This is a genomic window from Bacillus sp. WC2507, from assembly GCF_052656125.1.
Genome location: NZ_JBQXPN010000001.1, coordinates 3453103 through 3473542 on the forward strand (window position 1 = coordinate 3453103; position 20440 = coordinate 3473542).

A 20440-nucleotide genomic window follows, 5' to 3' on the forward strand; every position below is an offset into this window, starting at 1 on the left:
TATGAACGAAACGAAAAACTAGAAACAAAAAACCTGACGTTATCCGCCAGGTTCAAAATGAAAACGTATATTAATGAGATGGAAAAGCTTTTTTCTCTTGTAAAATGGCATTATGAGCAATTTTCATTTTAGCAAGTACATATCGTAATCGATCTTCAGCGTTTTCATCTTTATTTTGCTGTAATTCCGCCAAATTCTCTACAGCACTCGCTAAATTTTCAATCACTCCTCGTAGTTCAGGATGATGATTAAAAAAGGATTCTTGCACTAATACTTTCCTTACTTCACTCGCTAAATCAACAATTCTGGTTAACTGTTCTTTTTCTTCCATTTTCATCCCTCCTGAATATCTTATGTATTAAATATTCTCTAGACAAAGAAAAAAGCCCTTTATTTAAAAGGACTTTTACATTTTTATATTTCCAGTTAATAGCATATAAAGTGATGTGATAGCTGCGATAACAATTGCCCACATTACATATCTCTCAATACCTTTAAAACAACGATTTCCTTTTTCTTTTCTTGCATACATGTAAACAATAATCCCGATTCCATACACGATTGAAACAAGTAATAAATTTTTCAAACCTGCTGCATATAGAAGCCATACAGAATAAATAGAAGCAATTAAAGCTAACGAGCCGTTTTTTACTTTTGCATCTTTTAGTTCGTTTGTAATAACTAATTTGAATTGGAATAACGCTGATAATAAATATGGTACTAAAATTGATGTTGAAGCTATGAAATACATAATTTGATATGTTGATTCTGAAAACAGAACGATTATAAATATAATTTGGGCAACGCAATTTGAAATCCATAATGCCATATGTGGTGTTTGTTTTTTATTTGTTTTCGTAAAGACTTTCGGAAACACGCCATCTTTTCCTGCTACGTGGGAAATTTCAGAAACAAGTAAAAACCAGCCTATTAATGTACCTACAAGTGAAGCAACTAACCCAATGTTAATCGCAACTGCGCCCCATGTCCCAACAACATGTTCTAATACATGTCCCATTGATGGGGTTTCTAACACGGAAAGCTCTCCTCTTGTCATCGCTCCCATAGACAAGACAGAAATTAAAATATAAATAGACATTACTAAAATAAGTCCAAGTACTGTCGCTTTACCAACATCTCGGCTATTTTTCGCTCTACCAGATAATACAACCGCTCCTTCAACCCCAATGAAAACCCAAAGAGTTACAAGCATTGTATTTTTCACTTGACCAAGTATAGAGGAAACTGATATAGTTCCTTCTCCCCAAAAATCATGTGTAAACGTATCCCAGCGAAACGCTGTTACCATTACAACAATAAATAATACGATTGGAACTAATTTCCCTATCGTTGCAATCACATTCATAATAGATGCTTCACGAATTCCAAATAAAATTAGAAAATGAAGTGTCCATAATAAAAGTGACGCTCCAACAATAGACGCAACATTATTTCCACCTTTAAAAATGGGGAAGAAATAACCTAATGTACTAAACAGTAACATGATTGTTGCAACGTTTCCTAAAATTCCTGCTAGCCAATATCCCCAAGCACTGTTAAATCCGATATATTCTCCGAAACCAGCACGTGCATAACTATAAATTCCGCCCTCAAGCTCCGGTTTTTGTCTTGCTAACGTTTGATAAACGAGCGCGAGTGGAATCATTCCCATCGCTGTAATACACCAACCAATTATTATAGAGCCGCTATTCGCTCCTACTGCTAAATCATGCGGTAAACTAAAAACACCGCCACCAACCATCGTTCCGACTACTAATGCAATTAATGGAAAAAACCCTAACTTCTTTTCTATTTGTACCACCCCATCTGTCATTCTAGGTGTTATGTTCGTTCAACTATTAAAGTCACCTTTTTCTCTAATAGACGTTTCTCTTATATTTTTTCAGGAAAACATTACTTATTCTAAAAGAAAATGAAGAAAAATGGAATACTTTTTTGAAAAAATGTATAAGTATGCACAAAAAAACCGTTCATTTTGTAATGAACGGTCATTTCATACATATAAATTTGTATATTTCTTGTAAAATTAACGAAGTAAATTCTCTTTTTGTAAAAATTGTTTCGCAACTTCTTCACTACTTTTTCCATTCACATTTACTTCATAATTCATTTTTCGCATTTCTTCATCTGTAATCTTCCCAGATAATGTATTTAATACTTTTTCAAGTTCAGGATATTTCTGTAACGTCTCTTTTCTTAATAATGGTGCTCCTTGATAAGGCGGGAATAGTCCTTTATCATCTTTTAGTACTTTAAGCCCATACTGCTCAAGTTCACTATCAGTTGAATATGCATCGATTACGTTAACATCCCCTGATTGAATTGCACTATAACGTAGTTTCGGTTCCATCGTTTTCACATTTAAAAACTTATAGTTATATAATTTTTGCATTCCTTTATAACCGTCTTCACGATCAGCAAATTCTAATGTGAATCCTACTTTCGCATCCTGTGCAATTTTTCCTAAATCAGAAATTGTATTTATATTATTTTGATCTGCTATTTTTTTCGGCATAGCTAGTGCATATGTATTGTTATACTCCATCGGCTTCAACATAACCATATTATATTTCTTTTCCATTCCAATGCGAGCCTGCTCATATACTTCATCCCGATTTGTGCTTTTTGGCTCTTCTTTCACGAAAGTAGATAAAGCTGTTCCCGAAAACTCAGGGTATATATCTACTTCTCCTGATTTCAACGCTTCAAATACAAACACTGTTTTTCCAAGACCTGGTTTTAATTCTACGTGTAAATCGGTATCTTGTTCAATAAGCTGCTTATACATTTGAATTAAAATTTCAGGTTCTGATCCAAGTTTTCCGGCAATAACAATATCTTTCTTTTGTGTATTCCAAAGAAATGGAGCGGCGACCATTACAAGAGCGATGCATATCGTCAATATAACACGCTTAGAAGAGCGTTTTGGTTGTTCAAGTATGCGAAGTACTACATCAAAGAATAAAGCGAGTAACGCGGCTGGTACGGCCCCTAAAATGATAAGCGCATGATCATTTCGATCGATACCAAGTAATATGAGTTTTCCGAGCCCACCAGCACCTATAAGAGCTGCTAATGTAGCTGTTCCAACAATTAATACCATCGCCGTACGAATACCGGCCATAATAATTGGTAAAGCAAGAGGAAGTTCTACCTTCCACAGTCTTCTCCAGCTATTCATCCCCATAGCTCTCGCTGCTTCGATTAAAGATTCATCTAACTCCCTTATTCCTGTATATGTGTTTCGTAAAATAGGTAATAGTGCATACACAACTAATGCAATAATGGCCGGAAGTTTTCCAATTCCTACTAACGGAATTAAAAGTCCGAGTAATGCAAGTGATGGGACAGTCTGCATAACTGCAGAAGTTCCTATTATAAACTCAGCCAGTCGTTCTTTTCTCGTTAATAAAATGCCAAGTGGCACCGCAATCATTACTGCAAAAAATAATGAAATAAGCGATATTTGTAAATGCTCACTTAATGCAGTTAGTAATTCTATTTTTCGTTCTTGGAACGTTTGTATAAAATCAGTCACTGTTTAGCCTCTTTCCTTCATTTGTTCAACAATGTAATTGACAATATGACGACTTGTTAAAGCTCCAACATATTGACCATTTTCTTCAACTGGAACGACTTCGTTAGCTCGTACACGAACTAATGCTTCTTGTAAAGAAGAATGTAATGAAAGTGCATCCCCTTCTACCCGCATACTTTCATCAAGTGGCAATACATCTTCTATACTTTTCCCCTCATACCAAGGTCGTCCACGATTTCCAATGAACTCTTCTACAAACTCATTTTTCGGATTGTGTATAATTCCTTCTGGTGTATCTAATTGAACAACTTTTCCTTCTTTCATAATACAAATGCGATCTCCGAGTGATAATGCTTCTTGCATATCGTGTGTTACGAATACAATTGTTTTTTGAATCTTCTTTTGTAATTGTACAATATCCTTCTGAAGCTGCTCTCTACTTAATGGATCTAACGCACTAAATGGTTCGTCCATAAGAACGATTTTCGGATTTGCGGCTAATGCCCGTACGACACCAATACGCTGCTTTTGCCCTCCTGATAATTCATCAGGCATACGATCGCGATATACGTCTGGAGCTAGCCCGACCATCTGTAGCAACTCATCGACACGCGCTTTTATTTTTTCTTTGCTCCACTTTCTCATTTCAGGAACAACTGCAATATTTTCAGCAATTGTCATATGTGGAAACAAAGCGATTTGCTGCAATACGTATCCTATATTCCAACGCAATTCGTTTATATTATATTGTTGAATATCTTTTCCATCGATTAAAATAGATCCCTCAGTCGTTTCAATTAAACGGTTAATCATTTTCATTGTCGTTGTTTTCCCGCAACCACTCGGACCAATGAGAACAAAAAATTCTCCCTTTTTAATTTCTAAATGCAATGAATCCACTGCTTTTGTGCCATCTTCATATGATTTTGACACTTGATTAAACTGAATCACAAATACAACTCCTTTATCATAGTTTCCTTTATTTTGATGGAATACGGCATTCATTTCAAATGATACGCTTTATAATTAAAAAAGAGCTCAAATTTGAGCTCTAACGGTCTAACAATATTGTTTTCATTATAGCGGCATATTCACGCACATACATTTTTCTCTTAGAGCGCATTGGTGTTTCAGCAGCTAGTGCCTCCATCTTTATTCCTAAACGCTTTGCAATTATTTTCGTTCTATATAAATGATACGTATTACTTACAATTACCGCATGTTTCACATCATATAAATCCTTACTAAACTTTAAATTTTCATACGTATTTGTAGATCGATCTTCTATTAAAATACGACTCTCATCTATACCATGTACCATTAAATAGTTTCTCATACTATGAGCTTCCGGTATATCTTCATCTTCTCCTTGGCCACCTGAAACAATTACTTTCGCTTCAGGATGGGAAACTAAATATTCCAACGCTACATCCAAACGGTTTTGAAGAGATAACGACGGTCTATCTCCAAATAACTTTGCGCCTAATATAAGAACGTATGGAGAGTGATTACTCAATTTTTCACGAGCAACTTTCTTCATTCGAAACGTCATATAAAGAATGTATAGTGGTGGTAATAATAAGATTATAAGCAAGATCCATTTGTTCATAAATAAATTTGCACTCCCTTTCTTTTTATTATATAGAAAAATAAAGGGAGACAGAAGTGTTTTTTAAACGATTGATTTATTAGAAACGTTCGTCCCTACTTTACGTTGTGAAAGTACATAATAAATAGCGATTCCTAATGAAAAGATCAATATACAGCTTAATACGTATAAAGGAAGCATTACCCCAGCTTTAGATACACCAGCTGTAAACAGCATTAATAATACAATTCGTATTCCTGTACCAATTAATCGAAATAAGCTGTCTACACGTCCCATTACTTCGTTTGGAATTTCCTCCATCATCAATACATTTCTCGCCACTCTTGTACCCGCATTTCCAATCGCATGAAAAATCGCAAGTCCATATAACAACATTACGGAAGGTTCAATAATCATTACGGTAATTGAAATTACATAAATGAACATCGTCATAACAATTGAAACTTCTGTTTTCACATATTTCATTATGAGTGGAATACAGATCCCTGCAACAACCGCTCCGACACCGTACATCATGCCCTCTATTGCATATACAGAGGCATTGGCTTTGAGTATATCCGAAATATAAACTGGTATTAAATAATTTGCCATCATGACACCGATAAACGGCATATAAGTAGCAAGTAAGAACCAAAAGAGCTTAGAACGTTTTTTCATAAAGTGAATTCCTTCGAACAATTGCTTCTTAAATGCTACTTTCTTTTTTACTTCCTTTTTCTTTACGTATGGTATACATAAGAACAGGAAAAATGCTCCTACAAAAGTTAACATATCTACTAACAAAATCCACTTCAAAGACACAATTTCAATTAGGAAGCTCGCTGCTGCTCCTGAAATAACTTGTGTTAACTGTCCTTGTATTTCCATTGTCCCACTTAAACTTTTATAATGTTCAGCTTGAAAAATTTCTTGGTTAAATGCAAAAATTGTAGGATAAAATAACAGATAGTAAAAAGATCCTGCTATATAAATAAGAATATAGTGAATAGAATGATAGGATTGCCCAGCAAATCCCCATATAACCATTATTCCAATTACGGCTATCCCAATTCCTTCGTTACATAACAATAAAGATTTTCTTGAGAAGCGATCAATACTTTGCCCGATAAACGGCGTTAATAAAAACATAATTAGAGTTGAGATGATGGAAACATAGCCAAACGTTGTCTCCCCTCCACTTTCTTTAATTAACAACCATGGAATCGTTATCATTACAATTCCGGAACCAATAGCTGATAGACTATTGGCTCCCAGAATGAAATACAAGCGTGAATCTCTATACAGAGATGGCATATCACTCAACTCCTAGTTGTTTTTTCACCTCTTTATATACGCTCATATATGCTTTTAATTCTTTAACTAAATCATGAATTAATGGTTTTGCATCTTCTCCCAGTTCACCGTCTTGTACATGAAGTCCATCAAGCACAACTTGTTTTGGGATTGCATTTGCATATACCCCTCTAGCAACAGTGCGCATACTGTTTAATGCGTTAATTCCGCCTTTACCGCCACCAGCAACCGCAAGTAATGCGACCGGTTTATGAACAAATTCACTGCTACTTAAGTAATCTAACGAATTTTTCAATGCCCCACTCATTGCATTATGATATTCAGGTGTACATAATACTACCCCATCAGCAGCTTTCACTAACGCCTTTAATTTTTTTACCGCTTCTAATTCACGTTGTGATTCTTCTCCGTTATATAATGGTAACTCTTCTATCGCTAAATCATATAATTCCCCTTCAAATTGATCTGCAATATATTTTGCCACTACGCGAGTTCTACCGAATTTTCTTGGTGTACCGTTAATAACAACTAGTTTCATTATTATTTCTCCCCTTTGTTTTCAAGTTACATTTATATATTATCAGAAATTTCTATACAAAACACGATATAAAGAGGGAACTAGCTTGATAAAATAGTATGATAGACGAAAAAAAGAACTCATACGAAAGTATGAGTTCTTCACAATTACTTTTTCTCTCCTTTTGGACTCAGTATGCCTATACTACCTTTAGCTTCAAAATGGGTATACGCTTTTTCTGCTAATTTGATACGTTCTTCGGGTAAGGCTACATATTTCATTATATTGTCTATTATTTTTTCGTACGAAGTAAATACAATTCCTGGCCACTCTATCTCGTCTTCGGGATTACTATTTTCCGAAATAATAAACTTCTTATTTGCCACTGCATAAGAAACACGAGGTGTTTCAAGAATTCCTGATAAGTAAAAATGAATATTTAAAATAATTTTAGACCTAGCAATTAGCTCATTTCTAGCAATTCCCCAAGCATTATTTTTAAAAACAATATTTAAATTGGGTGCAACTGCTTTTAATTGATCCAAAATAGCTTGCCGCCTCGGATTAAGAGCACCTATAAACAGTATATCAATGTCTTCAGTAATCTCATCTTCAAATGCATCTTTTTTTATTTCTAAAGTTGGTGCATAGTTCATTCCTACATGTTTTATTTCTTTTCCTACTCCTTTTTGTTTTAACCATTCTATATTTTGTTTACTATAATCCCAAATTTCCTTATCTTTTAATAATATTAAATAAAGTGGGTGCACATAAGGGCTTCCTTCATATAGCTGTTCTAAGTTATAAATAATTGCATTTTTCGGAAGTAGATTCGGGTTATGTGCATACGTATGCGCTCCAAAAACAATTGTATTTTTTACATTTTCTAGTACTGTTTCTGATATGATTGCTGTATTTCCCTCCTGCTCTAATCGCCATTTCAAAGCTCGCGCGACATCTATGAAACTCCCATACGTCTTTGGGCATATAAACAGACAATAATCATATTCTTTATTCAAATATGCTTCCATTAATCTTAAATTATTTTTATATAAATCCACATCCGGATATTTAAGTAAAAGCTCATTTGCATGTTTTTTTGCTACTTTATATAATCCAGCATAATAAGCAGCAATGCACCTTCTTAATTCAATTTTTTGCCGATGCTCATCTGCTACGTCCATGTCTAAAAGAAGATTTGCGATACAATACGCTTTTAAATGATCACGATCATAATAGTAATCTAGTAGTGGCATCAATTCTTCATACGTATTTCCATGCACAGATTCACCTAGTTCAAGCGCCCATCGTATTAATTCCATGATTACTCCACTACTCCTTTAGCCGAAATTGTATTTAATAAAATTTCGCATTACTTTCTACCATATTTGCTATATGAAACGGTAACTCTTCTTTTTTCGATTCCAAATATTTTTGTGACACTGCACCTAAATGTTTTTTATGCGGTATATAAAAAGCACTTATAGAAATCTCATAGTCAAATAAGTAATCATACACATGATAATCTACAAATAGAAGATCATCTTTTGGAAAAGGAACTTCCTTCCCCTGCAAGGCATACATCAAAGCAATATTATTTTCGGATTTTAATCGATACATTCTTGCAAGTTGGTATAATGGCTCAGCCCTAGTTGGTCTATACTCCCACGCTTTTTGAAAATAAAGAACAGCTAATGCTGTATATTCCTCTTCTTGTTTCTTAGCATTTTCTTTTTCATCCGCTTCTGTTACTTCATATTGTTTATTTGCTGAACGGTTTGCTAATTGTTCATAACAAAATCCTATTCGCAATAACGAATAGAACACCTCTTCAACCCATCCCCCTGCTTCCACTCGTTTTTTATACCATTTAATAGAATCTTCAAATTGACTTAAATGAAAATAAGTTTGGGCTAAATAAAATAAATATCTTATATGCAAATCTGGCGTTGTTTCTGGATCATTTAATCCTTGTAACAACAGCCTCTCATCTCTCTCAAACTTATCAGCTTTACTACCACCATCCCCAGGATCGTTAACGACAAGCGTCTCTAGCCTTGCTACTCTTGCAATGTAGTTCGCATCAACTTTGGAACGATCTATATCCCAATACTCATGAGTAACACCTACTGATTTCCATGGTAAAGAAGCTTTTAAAAGGCGTGTAAGCCAATACTTAATATGAATATCATATTGCAATGTAAGATAATGGTCTTCCGTTAAACTACTCTTATCAAAATCAGGATCAACTTCTAATATCATATCCGCATCTAATATTAATAAATAATCTGCTTCTGGATATGTTTTTTGTGCCAATGAAACAGCTAAACTTCTGTTATAACCAAAGTTTTGAAATGGTTCATGATGAACTGTTCCAGGGATTTCATTTTCTTTACACCAATTTTCAATAATTTCAGGTGTATTATCAGTTGATCCAGTATCACAAATAGAAACAAAATCTACAATTGATTTTGTAGCATTTAAACACCTTTCCATAATTCTAGACTCGTTTTTAACAATCATACAAAGACATAACTTTTTTTCTTTCCCTACATTCTTCACTTGCTCATTTCCCATTTAACCACCTCATATTTTATTAACACGCTCTTTTCATATGTAACATCTTTTCTTAGCTACATTGATGACATAATCATCCTTTTACTATTTATGAAAACTTCATTTTATTTATTCTTATTTTTATGTTGGGACATCTTTCATGCCTCCCTTTATATTTGATACAATCAGCACAAATAAAAAATGATTGATTGCTATTTTTACACTATAAAAAAAAAGAAACTTGCGTTTATACACAAGTTTCTTTTCAAAAATCATTTCCTATTTTTTCACAACTTCATGTCCACCGAACTGATTACGAAGAGCTGAAACTACTTTTCCGTGGAATGTATCATCTTCTTGAGAACGGTAACGCATAAATAATGACATCGCGATTACTGGTGCCGCCGCTTGAAGTTCAAGTGCCGTTTCAACAGTCCATTTCCCTTCTCCTGAAGAGTTCATTACCCCTTTAATGCCATCTAGTTTTGGATCATCTGCAAATGCCTTTTCAGTTAAGTCCATTAACCAACCGCGGATAACCGATCCGTTTGCCCATACTTTTGCAACATCTTCATAATTGAAGTCAAAATCACTTTTATCTAACACTTCAAAACCTTCAGCGATTGCTTGCATCATACCGTATTCAATACCGTTATGAACCATTTTTAAGAAATGACCACTTCCGACGCGGCCTGCATAAGAATATCCATTCTCTACTGCTAAATCTTTAAATAAAGGTTCTAATTGATCATAAATTTCTTTTTCTCCACCAACCATTAAGCAAGCACCGTATCTAGCTCCTTCTACACCGCCTGATGTACCGATATCTACGTAATGTAAACCAAAGCTTTTCGCTTCTTCAGCACGACGTAACGTATCTTTATAGAATGAATTTCCGCCTTCAATAACGATATCGCCTTCCTCTAATAATGGATATACATCTTTTAATACTGACTCAACAACTTCTCCCGCAGGTACCATTACCCAAATTGTACGAGGAGCTTCTAGTGCAGCAATCATTTCTTTTAATGTGTGACGAGCAGTAATCCCTAAAGCCCCTGCTTTTTCAACAAGTTCTTTATTTACGTCATATACAACTACTTCATGCTTGTCCTCATGTAAATGTTCTGCTAACGGGAATCCCATTTTTCCTAATCCAATTAAACCTAGTTTCATATTAATCAATCTCCCATTCTATACAAATATATTTAATAACGAAATTAGTCCAAGTGCTACAACAGATAATATTGTCTCCATTGCAGTCCATGTTAATAATGTTTCTTTCACAGTCATTCCGAAATATTCTTTAATCATCCAAAATCCAGAATCGTTTACATGTGATAAAATTAATGACCCTGCACCTGTTGCAAGTGCTAATAGTTCAACGTTTACACCTGGTGTACTTGCTGCAATTGGTGCTACAATACCAGCTGCTGTCATCATAGAAACTGTAGCAGATCCAGTCGCGACTCGGATAAGTGCCGCAATTCCCCAACCTAATAATATCGGTGAAATATGAGATTCTTTCGCCATTTCTGCGATTGTCGTTCCAATTCCAGAATCTAACAATACTTTATTGAATGCGCCGCCTGCACCAATAACTAACAGTATGTTCGCAATAGGTCCTAAGCAATCATTTGTAAATTGTAATACTTTATCTTTTGAAAAACCTTTTGCATAACCAAGACTAAAGAAAGAATATATCGTTGCAATTAATAATGCGACTATTGGATCTCCAATAAAGTGCAATACTTGTGCAAGTTGACTCGTTTTGCTTAACGCTACTTCCGCAATCGATGCACCTAGCATAAGAAATACTGGAAGTAAAATAGTAAACAATGTATTTCCGAAACTAGGCAGTTCCTTCTTCTTATCTCTTTCAATAAATTGTTCTGCTATATCTAACGGTACTTCTTTATGTATACGAGCACCGATCCATTTCCCATAAAGCGGACCTGAAATGATTGCAGTTGGAAGTCCGACAATTAATGCGTATAAAATTGTCTTCCCTACATCTGCTTTAAAAATACCTACCGCTGCCATCGCTGCTGGATGCGGTGGCACGAGTCCGTGTACAACGGATAGTCCTGCTACTAGCGGAATACCGATTGTAATAAGTGATACCCCAGTTTCTAACGCAATTGTAAATACTAATGGAATTAGTAGTACAAATCCAACTTGGAAAAACACCGGAATTCCTACTAAAAATGCAACGAACATCATTGCCCAGTGAACACGTTTCTTCCCAAAACGACCAATTAATGTGTTAGCAATTCGTTCAGCACCGCCAGATTCGGCCATCATTTTTCCAAGCATCGTTCCTAATGCTAAAACTATCGCTAAAAACCCCAACGTATTACCAAGCCCTAATTTAATAGAATCGATAATCCCTGGATCTTTTGGTGAAGTTCCAATCAATGGCATTCCCATTGCTAACCCTACACCAATTGCTGTTAAAATTAACGCGACAAATGGATGCCATTTTACTACCGTAATAAGTAAAAGTAGTATGACAACTGCCGCTAGTACGATTCCAACTACCATTTCTCCCAATCCCCCTATTGTTTACGTTGGAAAGCAGCTATACAATCAAATTCTTCTTTCAAGCGATTGTAAAGTCGTTCATACATATAAAACATTTCTAAATATATAGCCGTATTTTCTTTATTCGGTACATGATGATGAACAATATCAATCCAATCCTTTACCTCTTCAAGAGAATCAATTTTTCCTACAGCATATAAAGCAACTGCCGCTGCCCCAAGCGCAGATGCTTCATGGCTTTCAGGAACAAGCAATTCTTTACCCATCATATCGGATAACATTTGTCTCCAAAATGCAGATTTCGCAAACCCTCCTGAAACACGTATTTCAGTAAGTGGTCCTGTACAATCTCTGATTGCGAGCGCTACTGAATATACACTCATACAAACACCTTCCATGACTGCACGTATAAAATGTTCTCGTTTATGCTGAAGGTTTATTCCGAAGAATGTACCACGAGCATTTGCATTCCAGTAAGGTGCGCGTTCTCCAGATAGAAACGGTAAAAATAGCAATCCACCCGCTCCAGCCGGTACACTTTCCGCATACTTAATTAATAAATCATACGGATCAATTCCAAGCTTCCTTGCTACTTCTTGCTCTGGACTACCAAATTCATCACGTAACCATCTCAGTAAAATTCCGCCGTTATTCGTTGGTCCGCCGATCACCCAGTGCTCGTCTGTTAATGCATAACAAAATGTTCTTCCTTTTTCATCCGTATTAACACTTGATGAAATTGTTCGAACTGCACCACTTGTTCCAATCGTAATTGCAGCTGAGCCAGGCGATATTGCACCAACGCCTACATTTGCAAGAACACCATCACTTGCACCAATAACAACTGGCGTATCTTCACAAATACCCATATTTTGTGCTAATTCCGACTTCATACCCGATAAAATATATGTAGTTGGCACAGGTGTTGATAATTGTTCTGGTGACATATGTAACATCGTTAAAACATCTTCATCCCAGTTTAATGTTTCTAAATTAAATAACCCAGTTGCAGATGCTATCGAATAATCCACTACGTAACGTGAAAACAATTGATAAATAACATACTCTTTAATGGAAATAAATTTATAAGCGCTCGCATATAATTCTGGCTCTTCCTCTTTCATCCACAATAATTTAGAAAGCGGCGACATCGGATGAATTGGTGTACCCGTTCGTCTATATATTTCATGCCCATTCATATGTTGTAATAATTTTTCTGATTGTTTCGTACTTCGATTATCTGCCCAAATGATAGAACGCGTTAATGGTGCACCATTTTCATCTACAGCAATTAATGCGTGCATTGCAGTACTAATACCGATTGAAGAAATATCTTCAGGTGACACATTACCCTTTTTCATGGCAACGCTTACAGTTTTATATACAGCAGCACATATTACATCAGGATCTTGCTCAGCCCATCCGACATTCGGTTGAATAATTGGATAATCAACTGCATGTGACGCAACGACTTTTCCTTTTTCTGTGAACACAACCGTTTTTGTACTTGTGGTACCGATATCAATCCCGATTACTCTCCCCCTTGTTTCCATGCGAATCTTCCCTTCGTTTCTAGCAAAATATGATCTAGTAAACCGTTTACATGAATTAGTATATAAAATATTTTTTCTTTAATCAAGTTTTAAAAAGAAAATTTTTTTCATAACAAAAAATATATACCCTCATTCCATTTCACTTACATACTACATTTAACTTTTCCGTGTGGTAAAGTTGCGTTATATTCGTTACGCAACATACTCTTTTTCTTCCATTAACAATACATACCTAGTCCTTCCATACGTTCTACTCATTTGCATGAAAGAGCACTTAACATCACTATCAAGCTAAGAAAAATAACTACCTCCACAATGGGAATCTGTACATTTTGCTCTTTTTCTATTGTTTTAGGTTCACTCGTTCTTTTATCTTGATGGACATAGAGCACAGGTCCCTAATATCAGTTTATTAACTTGTAAATATATGTTCCATACTATAAAATCTAATAGTATTTATATTTTTCAGAAAAATAAAACAAAATTTTAGACTTTATTGTATAATGTTGTAAAAAGATGTCGGAGGGATTTAATGTTACATAAAATATCTCAATTCACAATTAAGCTTTCATCAATTCTTTTATCACTCTTACTATTATTAAATTTACCTTATTTATTTATCACTCAACAAGGATTCACCTTTCAACCAATTTATTTTTTTAACCAGATCGTTACTATGTTAAAACAGGTTTTCTCACCTGAATCATTGTTGGTTATAGGATCAGACCCAAAGTTTGGTCACTTAAAAACAACACCATTATTTCCAACTGTTTTAGAACCTTATCTATATTCATTTACTGTATTATTTTTAGCCTTTTTGCTTGCGCTCTTTTTATCATCTAGCATGGCATTTTTTTATTTTTTAGCAAAAGATTATATAAAAAAATGGATAAACCGAATTGTGTTCATATTAGAAGCTGTCCCTGATATGATGATGATGATTTGTTTGCAAATATTTTTCATATGGGTACTTAAGAAATTCGGGGAAGCTCCTTTCACCATTATTTCTTTTAATGAAAATCGCGCTTATTTACTCCCTATTTTATCTTTAGCCGTCTTACCTACATTACAAATGTTTCGGATGATGGTGTTATACATAAAGGAAGAACATGGAAAACATTACGTAGAGGTTGCATATGGAAAAGGCCTTTCATCAAGTTATATACTATGCATTCATTTATTCAAAAATATATCTATCCACTTCTTCCACCATTTAAAAACGATTTTTGTTTTCTTACTTTCTAACTTATTCATTTTAGAATTTGTTTTTAATATGCAAGGTATTATTCAATTTTTATTTAAGAAGGCGTTTATTTCACCTCCCGCTGCATTTATCATACTTGTCATGATTATTTTACCGTTTTATGCTATTTTTCAAATGATCTCTCTCATGATGAATAGATGGCAAAAACAATTGAAAGGAGCAGCTTTATGAAATCTATTTGGAAATCAAAACGCTTTTTAATCGGCTTTACTTATTTATTCATACTTGTTTCAGCTAGTTTTATTTATAGTTGGTTCTTTAAAGATAACATCCCAAAACCTCCTCAGTTACTTTACAATGACAATAACGAATTACTTGGAAAGGCCCCCTTTCCACCATCGTTAATACCGCCTTTTGGATCTGATCGTTTTGGAGAGTCTGTTTTCTTACAAATTATAGAAGGAGCAAAATTCACTATCTTATTAGCTGTGGCAATTAGCTTCTTTCGAATTTTATTCGGAACATGTATAGGAATCCTCTTAAGTTTATATGCTCCAAAATTCAAGAGATTTTTCCAGGCATGCTCAGAAGTTTTTTACTATATTCCTACTTTATTTATCGCATTTATACTCATCACGCCCGTTAATATTGTAATCATATCAAATGCTGATAGATTAGATCCAAATATTTCATTTGCGTTTTATCAAGTACTCGTACTTATTTTCGTCGCTCTGCCTACACTTTCTTTATATATATCCTCAGAGGTTGATGAATTTATGAAACAAGATTATATTTTAAGTTCACAATTACTGGGTGCTAGCCGTTTTCATATTATCAAAAAACACTTACGAGTCTTATTACTTGACCGCTTATTTGTGTTATTTATGGAACATATCGTCCAAACTCTCATACTCGTTATCCATTTAGCGTTGCTTGATATTGTAATTGGTGGGATACAAATGCGTGAACTCTATGACGGAGTACTCAAACCTGTTTCTCTATCGAATGATTGGGCAGGCCTTATTGGATTAAATCGTTATGAAATGAATCTTTCATGGTGGATTATTTTTTATACTCTCGTTTCATTCTTTATTACGATTCTATTTATTAAGCTTATGACAATCGGGATTCAAGATGCACTGAAAGCAAGAGATTTGCAAACTGTAGCAATTCAATCCGTTCCAGATCAAAAGAAATTTGTTAAACATAAAGATTCTTTTTCGTTTGCAAATAAAATGAACCTTTAATCATGTCTCATTAATTAAGTATGAATTGGCATTGATATTTGTAGCATATAAAAAAGATGATCCCTATTGAATACAGGGATCATCTTTTTTATGGGGTCTAACTTTTTTACATGTACTTTGTTAGACTCATACTTTTTATATTTAAAATGAATTATTTGCAATCACAATTATGCTGTTTAAAATCAATTACCATACGTCCTTGAATTCTACCTTGTTCCATTTCTTCGAATACATTTTGTACTTTATCTAAAGAACAAGTTTGAACAACCGGCACTACTTTCCCTTCTGCACCGAACATAAATGCCTCTTCTAGATCCTTACGAGTACCGACTAGAGAACCAACCACTTCAATTCCGTCTAGTACAAGTCGCGGTATGTTTAAGTCCATAGTTTCTACTGGTAAACCTACTGCAACGACTTTACCACAAGCACGTACTGCATCAACTGCTGAGTTGAATGCTACTTTAGAAACAGCTGTTACTACAGCAGCATACGCACCACCAAACTCATCTTGAACAATCTTATCAGCAGGACCTTGAGAAATTGGATTGATAGTCATATCAGCACCAACCTCTTTTGCTAAGGCTAATTTGTCGTCATTAATATCTACTGCAATTACCTTTGCACCAAATACGTTTTTAGCATATTGGATAGCTAAGTTACCTAATCCACCACAACCATATATGACGATAGGTTGACCAGGTTTAATATCTGATACTTTTATTGCTTTATATGTAGTTACGCCCGCACATGTGATTGATGATGCTTGAGCAGGATCTAATCCTTCGGGTACTTTCACCGCATAGTCAGCTGTAACAATACATTGTTCAGCCATACCACCATCTACTGAATAACCAGCATTCTTAACTTCACGGCAAAATGTTTCTCTACCAGTTACGCAATATTCACAACGTCCACAAGATTGAAACATCCATGCAATACTTACACGGTCACCTATCTTTAGTGAAGTAACATCATCAGCAATTTTCGTCACAATACCTACACCCTCATGACCAAGAATACGGCCATCTGTGTTCCCAAAATCATGATTTGCAACGTGTAAATCAGTATGACAGACCCCACAATACTCTACATCTACTATCGCTTCTCCTGAGTGTAACGGACGTAATTCCTTTTCAATAACTTCAATGTTTGCTTTACTATTTTTATTTACTACTACTGCTTTCATATGTGATCTCCCCTTTAGTGTTTTAGAATTTTAATGAGTTCATCTCACAACTTCTACCTGCACTGTTTCGGCCAATTATTGCACCGAATTTAAGTGTTCAATCATCATTACATGTTCATCATAACATGTAATTTTAAAAGTCTATTGTTAAATATTGAACAATATTTGAATTATTAACCAAATATTCTCTTACTATATTTGAAGGGAAAACTGAAATTCCATCCATGTAAAGTATATATCATTAGACTATTGACCAATAAAAAAAGCCCTTCATTTGAAGAACTTTTCTTATATTCGCTTCATCGAAATCGTTTCACGTATACTTTGTAAATTTTTTAATGTTTCCTCCTGTCGTTGCAACGACAATCCTACATACAAAGTATCTAACAAACTTAACTGTGCTAATCTTGATGAACTTGCTTCTGTGCGGAATTCCGTCTCACGTGTTGAAGTATATAATGTAATATCAGCAAGTTGACTTAGTGCTGATTTTTGATAGCTCGTAATCGCAATAATGCGAACTCCCCTTGCTTTTGCTACTTCTAACGCTTCCAGTAATCCTTTATTGCTACCAGAATGAGAAATTGCAATAACCACTGCTTCTTTCGTAAGTAAACCCGCACCCATAATTTGAAAATGTGAATCTGTATGAGCAATACAAGAAATACCCGTTCTCATAAATTTATGATATGCATCCATCGCAATAATACCAGACCCACCATTTCCATAAAACTCAATACGGCTTGCATCTTGCAAGGCTTTTACAGCTTGCTCTAGTGCTGTATCATTTAACAAATGTAATGTATCTTGCAGTCCTGTAATATGCGAATGAAAAACTTTTTTAGCAACAGTTACCATACTATCTTCTGCAGATACTTCTTCATGAATATTTTGCATAGGAGTATGTACAATTTCACGAGCTAATGTAATCTTTAAATCTTGAAACCCTTGAAAACCAAGGTGCTTACATAAGCGGAATATCGTAGCTTCAGAACTATTCGTAACTTCAGCTAATTCTGTAATCGATTTATGTACAACATCTTGTGGATGTTTCAATATATGTTCAGCAATACTTCGCAATTTCGGTGATAAACCGTTTAACGAAGCTTGAATCTTTCCAATCCCACTTCTTGTACCTGGCATAACATATCTTCCCCTTCCATCGTAGTTTTATTGTACCTAATTATCGAAAGAAGAAAAACCTTTATTTGGCACTACTATAAATTGAAACTTTAATCAGTGAAAGTATTGTACATCTCCCACTAATTATAAGCCCGCAAATAGCTGGATACATTTTAAATACTCCTATGTATTTTGTCGTAACATGGTACATAATTATTCATACTTATTATTTCCCCCCATGTTTCACCGCATATAATGCAGCTTGCGTACGATCATCTACTTCCAATTTAGCTAAAACATTTGAAACATGTGTTTTTACAGTTTGTTCTGTAATATGAAGCTCTGCTGCAATTTCCTTATTACTTCGCCCTTTCGCAATTTCTCGAAGTACTTCTTGCTCTCTTTTCGTTAACATGGAAAAAGGGTTTTCTTTTTCTTTCTTGACTGCTGACCGTCCTAATAGTGCTGGTGTTACTTTCGGATGAAAATTCGCATTTCCTTGATGTACTGCAATGATAGACGCTACAAGTTGCTCAGGTTGTACTTCTTTTAATTGATAACCATCTGCACCAGCTTCCAGTGCTGGTAAAACATAATCTTGCTCTGAAAAACTGCTTAATATTAGTATCTTTATTGTTTCATCATATTGTTTTATCCGTTTTGTTGCTTCAATACCATCCATCTTCGGCATTGATAGATCCATTAATACTACATCTGGCCTTTCCGTTCGGACGAACGTTAATGCCTCTTCACCATTTTCTGCTTCCCCAACAATTTCAAATTCTTCTCTCGTTTTCAAAAAGAATACAAGTCCTCTTCGAACGATATGATGATCCTCAACTAGTAGTAATTTAACCTTCACCCTTCTTCTCCCCTTCAAACCGGCAATTGAATTTCTATTTTGGTCCCCTTTTTCGGCTTTGTTTTTATTTGAAACGATCCACCCATTAACTGAATACGTTCCTTCATATTTTTTAAGCCAAGCGCGGACTCTCTTACTTGCTCTTGTATAAATCCTATACCGTTATCCTCTATGTAAAAATACAATTGGTTATTTTCTATTTTTAAAAGAACATTTACCTTTTCACATGAAGCATGTTTTTTACAATTATGTATTGCTTCTTGACTAATACGCCATAATACTTCTTCTATTTCATCTCCAATTGAAACCATTCCATCAATTCGAACTTCCACGTGAATCCCTAACAACTTTCCGTAATTTTTAATTGCTTCTGCTAAACCTTTCTCTAATCCTTCCGGCCTTAATTGCCAAATCAAAAGTGTCATCTCTTGTAATGCTTCCTGTGATAATTCTCCAATATAACTTAACATTTCTTGCAAATCTTTATCTTTCGTCATATTTAGAGTACCTTTTGCTGTTAACATAATAGAAAATAACAATTGTTTTACTGAATCATGTAAATCACGAGCTAATCGATTTCGTTCTGCTACAACTACGTATTTACGTTCTTTTTCCACTAACTGAATACGTTGGATTGTCGTTCCTATTTGAAATGCAATTGATTCTAATAATGCTAATTCTTCCTCCGAAAAATATGTTTTTTGAGGCGAGGCCACATTTAAGAGACCAAACTTCTCCGATCCAGACCTAAGGGGAATTGTCGCATGATGCGTAACATCTTCAGTCTCCCCCCAATTACATTCAATCGCATCCTCTATTCGCTTACATTCAATAATATTCGTCGCTTTTTCCAATCTCCCATTCACAAAACGCTCTACACACCAGCAGTCTCCTTCACACATCGGCTTCTTCTCTTGCCACGTAAGAGCTGGTGGTAAGTTTTCGTCTACAAGCATACGGTGCTTTCCGCTTTCATCTATAAAAAAGATCCACCCTGTTTGTAAATTCATAACTTGTAACAATGTATGTAACACTTTTTCTAACATGTCTTGTAAGTCTGTTGCTTCATTTAATAATTCAGCAATTGCTTTTAATGCTTCTAAACGATGCATCTCTTTTTCTTCAAAGTTCATTTTCATCACCAACTATCATTATAACATTAAGAAATTTCTAAATTCTACAAAT

18 protein-coding genes are annotated in these 20440 nt (G+C 34.8%); 2 read left to right on the top strand and 16 right to left on the bottom strand.

Annotated elements, in window-relative coordinates:
- Positions 1-70: 70 nt before the first annotated feature.
- The 12 genes from ACUN28_RS18315 to gntK all read right to left on the bottom strand — a co-directional run bounded on the left by ACUN28_RS18315 (position 71) and on the right by gntK (position 13631).
- Positions 71-331 (bottom strand): hypothetical protein, encoded by a 261-nt coding sequence (locus tag ACUN28_RS18315; protein WP_016088030.1) that lies wholly within the window; start codon positions 329-331, stop codon positions 71-73.
- 75 nt (positions 332-406) lie between these two features.
- A complete protein-coding gene (locus tag ACUN28_RS18320; RefSeq protein ID WP_000129472.1) occupies positions 407-1834 on the bottom strand; it encodes a basic amino acid/polyamine antiporter in 1428 nt (475 codons plus the stop codon).
- Positions 1835-2047: 213 nt separating this feature from the next.
- Positions 2048-3559 carry an ABC transporter permease/substrate-binding protein gene (locus tag ACUN28_RS18325; RefSeq protein WP_016088031.1) on the bottom strand — a complete coding sequence of 504 codons (1512 nt, stop codon included), beginning with the start codon at positions 3557-3559 and terminating at the stop codon, positions 2048-2050.
- A gap of 3 nt (positions 3560-3562) precedes the next feature.
- Complete coding sequence (locus ACUN28_RS18330) at positions 3563-4510, bottom strand: ABC transporter ATP-binding protein (RefSeq protein ID WP_016088032.1); 948 nt, start codon at positions 4508-4510, stop codon at positions 3563-3565.
- A gap of 100 nt (positions 4511-4610) precedes the next feature.
- On the bottom strand, positions 4611-5168 hold the full coding sequence (locus ACUN28_RS18335; RefSeq protein WP_016088033.1) for a YdcF family protein: 558 nt from the start codon (positions 5166-5168) through the stop codon (positions 4611-4613).
- Between the two features lie 63 nt (positions 5169-5231).
- A complete protein-coding gene (locus tag ACUN28_RS18340; RefSeq protein ID WP_016088034.1) occupies positions 5232-6461 on the bottom strand; it encodes an MFS transporter in 1230 nt (409 codons plus the stop codon).
- Between the two features lies 1 nt (position 6462).
- Entirely contained in the window at positions 6463-6999 is a 537-nt protein-coding gene (locus tag ACUN28_RS18345) for an NADPH-dependent FMN reductase (protein WP_016088035.1), read from the bottom strand.
- 146 nt (positions 7000-7145) lie between these two features.
- Positions 7146-8300, bottom strand: a complete 1155-nt coding sequence (locus tag ACUN28_RS18350; RefSeq protein ID WP_016088036.1) for a hypothetical protein — start codon at positions 8298-8300, stop codon at positions 7146-7148.
- Between the two features lie 34 nt (positions 8301-8334).
- Positions 8335-9555 (bottom strand): tetratricopeptide repeat-containing glycosyltransferase, encoded by a 1221-nt coding sequence (locus ACUN28_RS18355; protein WP_016088037.1) that lies wholly within the window; start codon positions 9553-9555, stop codon positions 8335-8337.
- Between the two features lie 258 nt (positions 9556-9813).
- The gene (gnd, locus tag ACUN28_RS18360) at positions 9814-10710 is read right to left on the bottom strand and encodes a phosphogluconate dehydrogenase (NAD(+)-dependent, decarboxylating) (RefSeq protein WP_016088038.1); all 897 of its coding nucleotides are present in this window, start codon (positions 10708-10710) and stop codon (positions 9814-9816) included.
- Between the two features lie 18 nt (positions 10711-10728).
- Entirely contained in the window at positions 10729-12078 is a 1350-nt protein-coding gene (locus tag ACUN28_RS18365; protein ID WP_016088039.1) for a GntP family permease, read from the bottom strand.
- 14 nt (positions 12079-12092) lie between these two features.
- Positions 12093-13631 carry a gluconokinase gene (gntK, locus tag ACUN28_RS18370; RefSeq protein ID WP_016088040.1) on the bottom strand — a complete coding sequence of 513 codons (1539 nt, stop codon included), beginning with the start codon at positions 13629-13631 and terminating at the stop codon, positions 12093-12095.
- A 532-nt stretch (positions 13632-14163) separates the two neighbouring features.
- Here gntK and ACUN28_RS18375 point away from each other — a divergent pair.
- Entirely contained in the window at positions 14164-15066 is a 903-nt protein-coding gene (locus ACUN28_RS18375; RefSeq protein WP_016088041.1) for an ABC transporter permease subunit, read from the top strand.
- Positions 15063-16082, top strand: coding sequence for an ABC transporter permease (locus ACUN28_RS18380; RefSeq protein ID WP_016088042.1), 1020 nt, complete (start codon positions 15063-15065; stop codon positions 16080-16082). The genes ACUN28_RS18375 and ACUN28_RS18380 overlap by 4 nt, the downstream gene beginning before the upstream one ends.
- Before the next feature lie 151 nt (positions 16083-16233).
- On the opposite strand, the gene adhP is transcribed toward ACUN28_RS18380, so the two are convergent.
- From adhP to ACUN28_RS18400, 4 genes are all read right to left on the bottom strand, one after another.
- Positions 16234-17271 carry an alcohol dehydrogenase AdhP gene (gene adhP, locus ACUN28_RS18385; RefSeq protein ID WP_016088043.1) on the bottom strand — a complete coding sequence of 346 codons (1038 nt, stop codon included), beginning with the start codon at positions 17269-17271 and terminating at the stop codon, positions 16234-16236.
- Positions 17272-17559: 288 nt separating this feature from the next.
- Positions 17560-18414 carry a MurR/RpiR family transcriptional regulator gene (locus tag ACUN28_RS18390; protein ID WP_016088044.1) on the bottom strand — a complete coding sequence of 285 codons (855 nt, stop codon included), beginning with the start codon at positions 18412-18414 and terminating at the stop codon, positions 17560-17562.
- A 205-nt stretch (positions 18415-18619) separates the two neighbouring features.
- Positions 18620-19255, bottom strand: coding sequence for a two-component system response regulator CasR (gene casR, locus ACUN28_RS18395; RefSeq protein WP_016134379.1), 636 nt, complete (start codon positions 19253-19255; stop codon positions 18620-18622).
- A gap of 14 nt (positions 19256-19269) precedes the next feature.
- The gene (locus tag ACUN28_RS18400; protein ID WP_141533961.1) at positions 19270-20367 is read right to left on the bottom strand and encodes a sensor histidine kinase; all 1098 of its coding nucleotides are present in this window, start codon (positions 20365-20367) and stop codon (positions 19270-19272) included.
- Between the last annotated feature and the right edge of the window lie 73 nt (positions 20368-20440).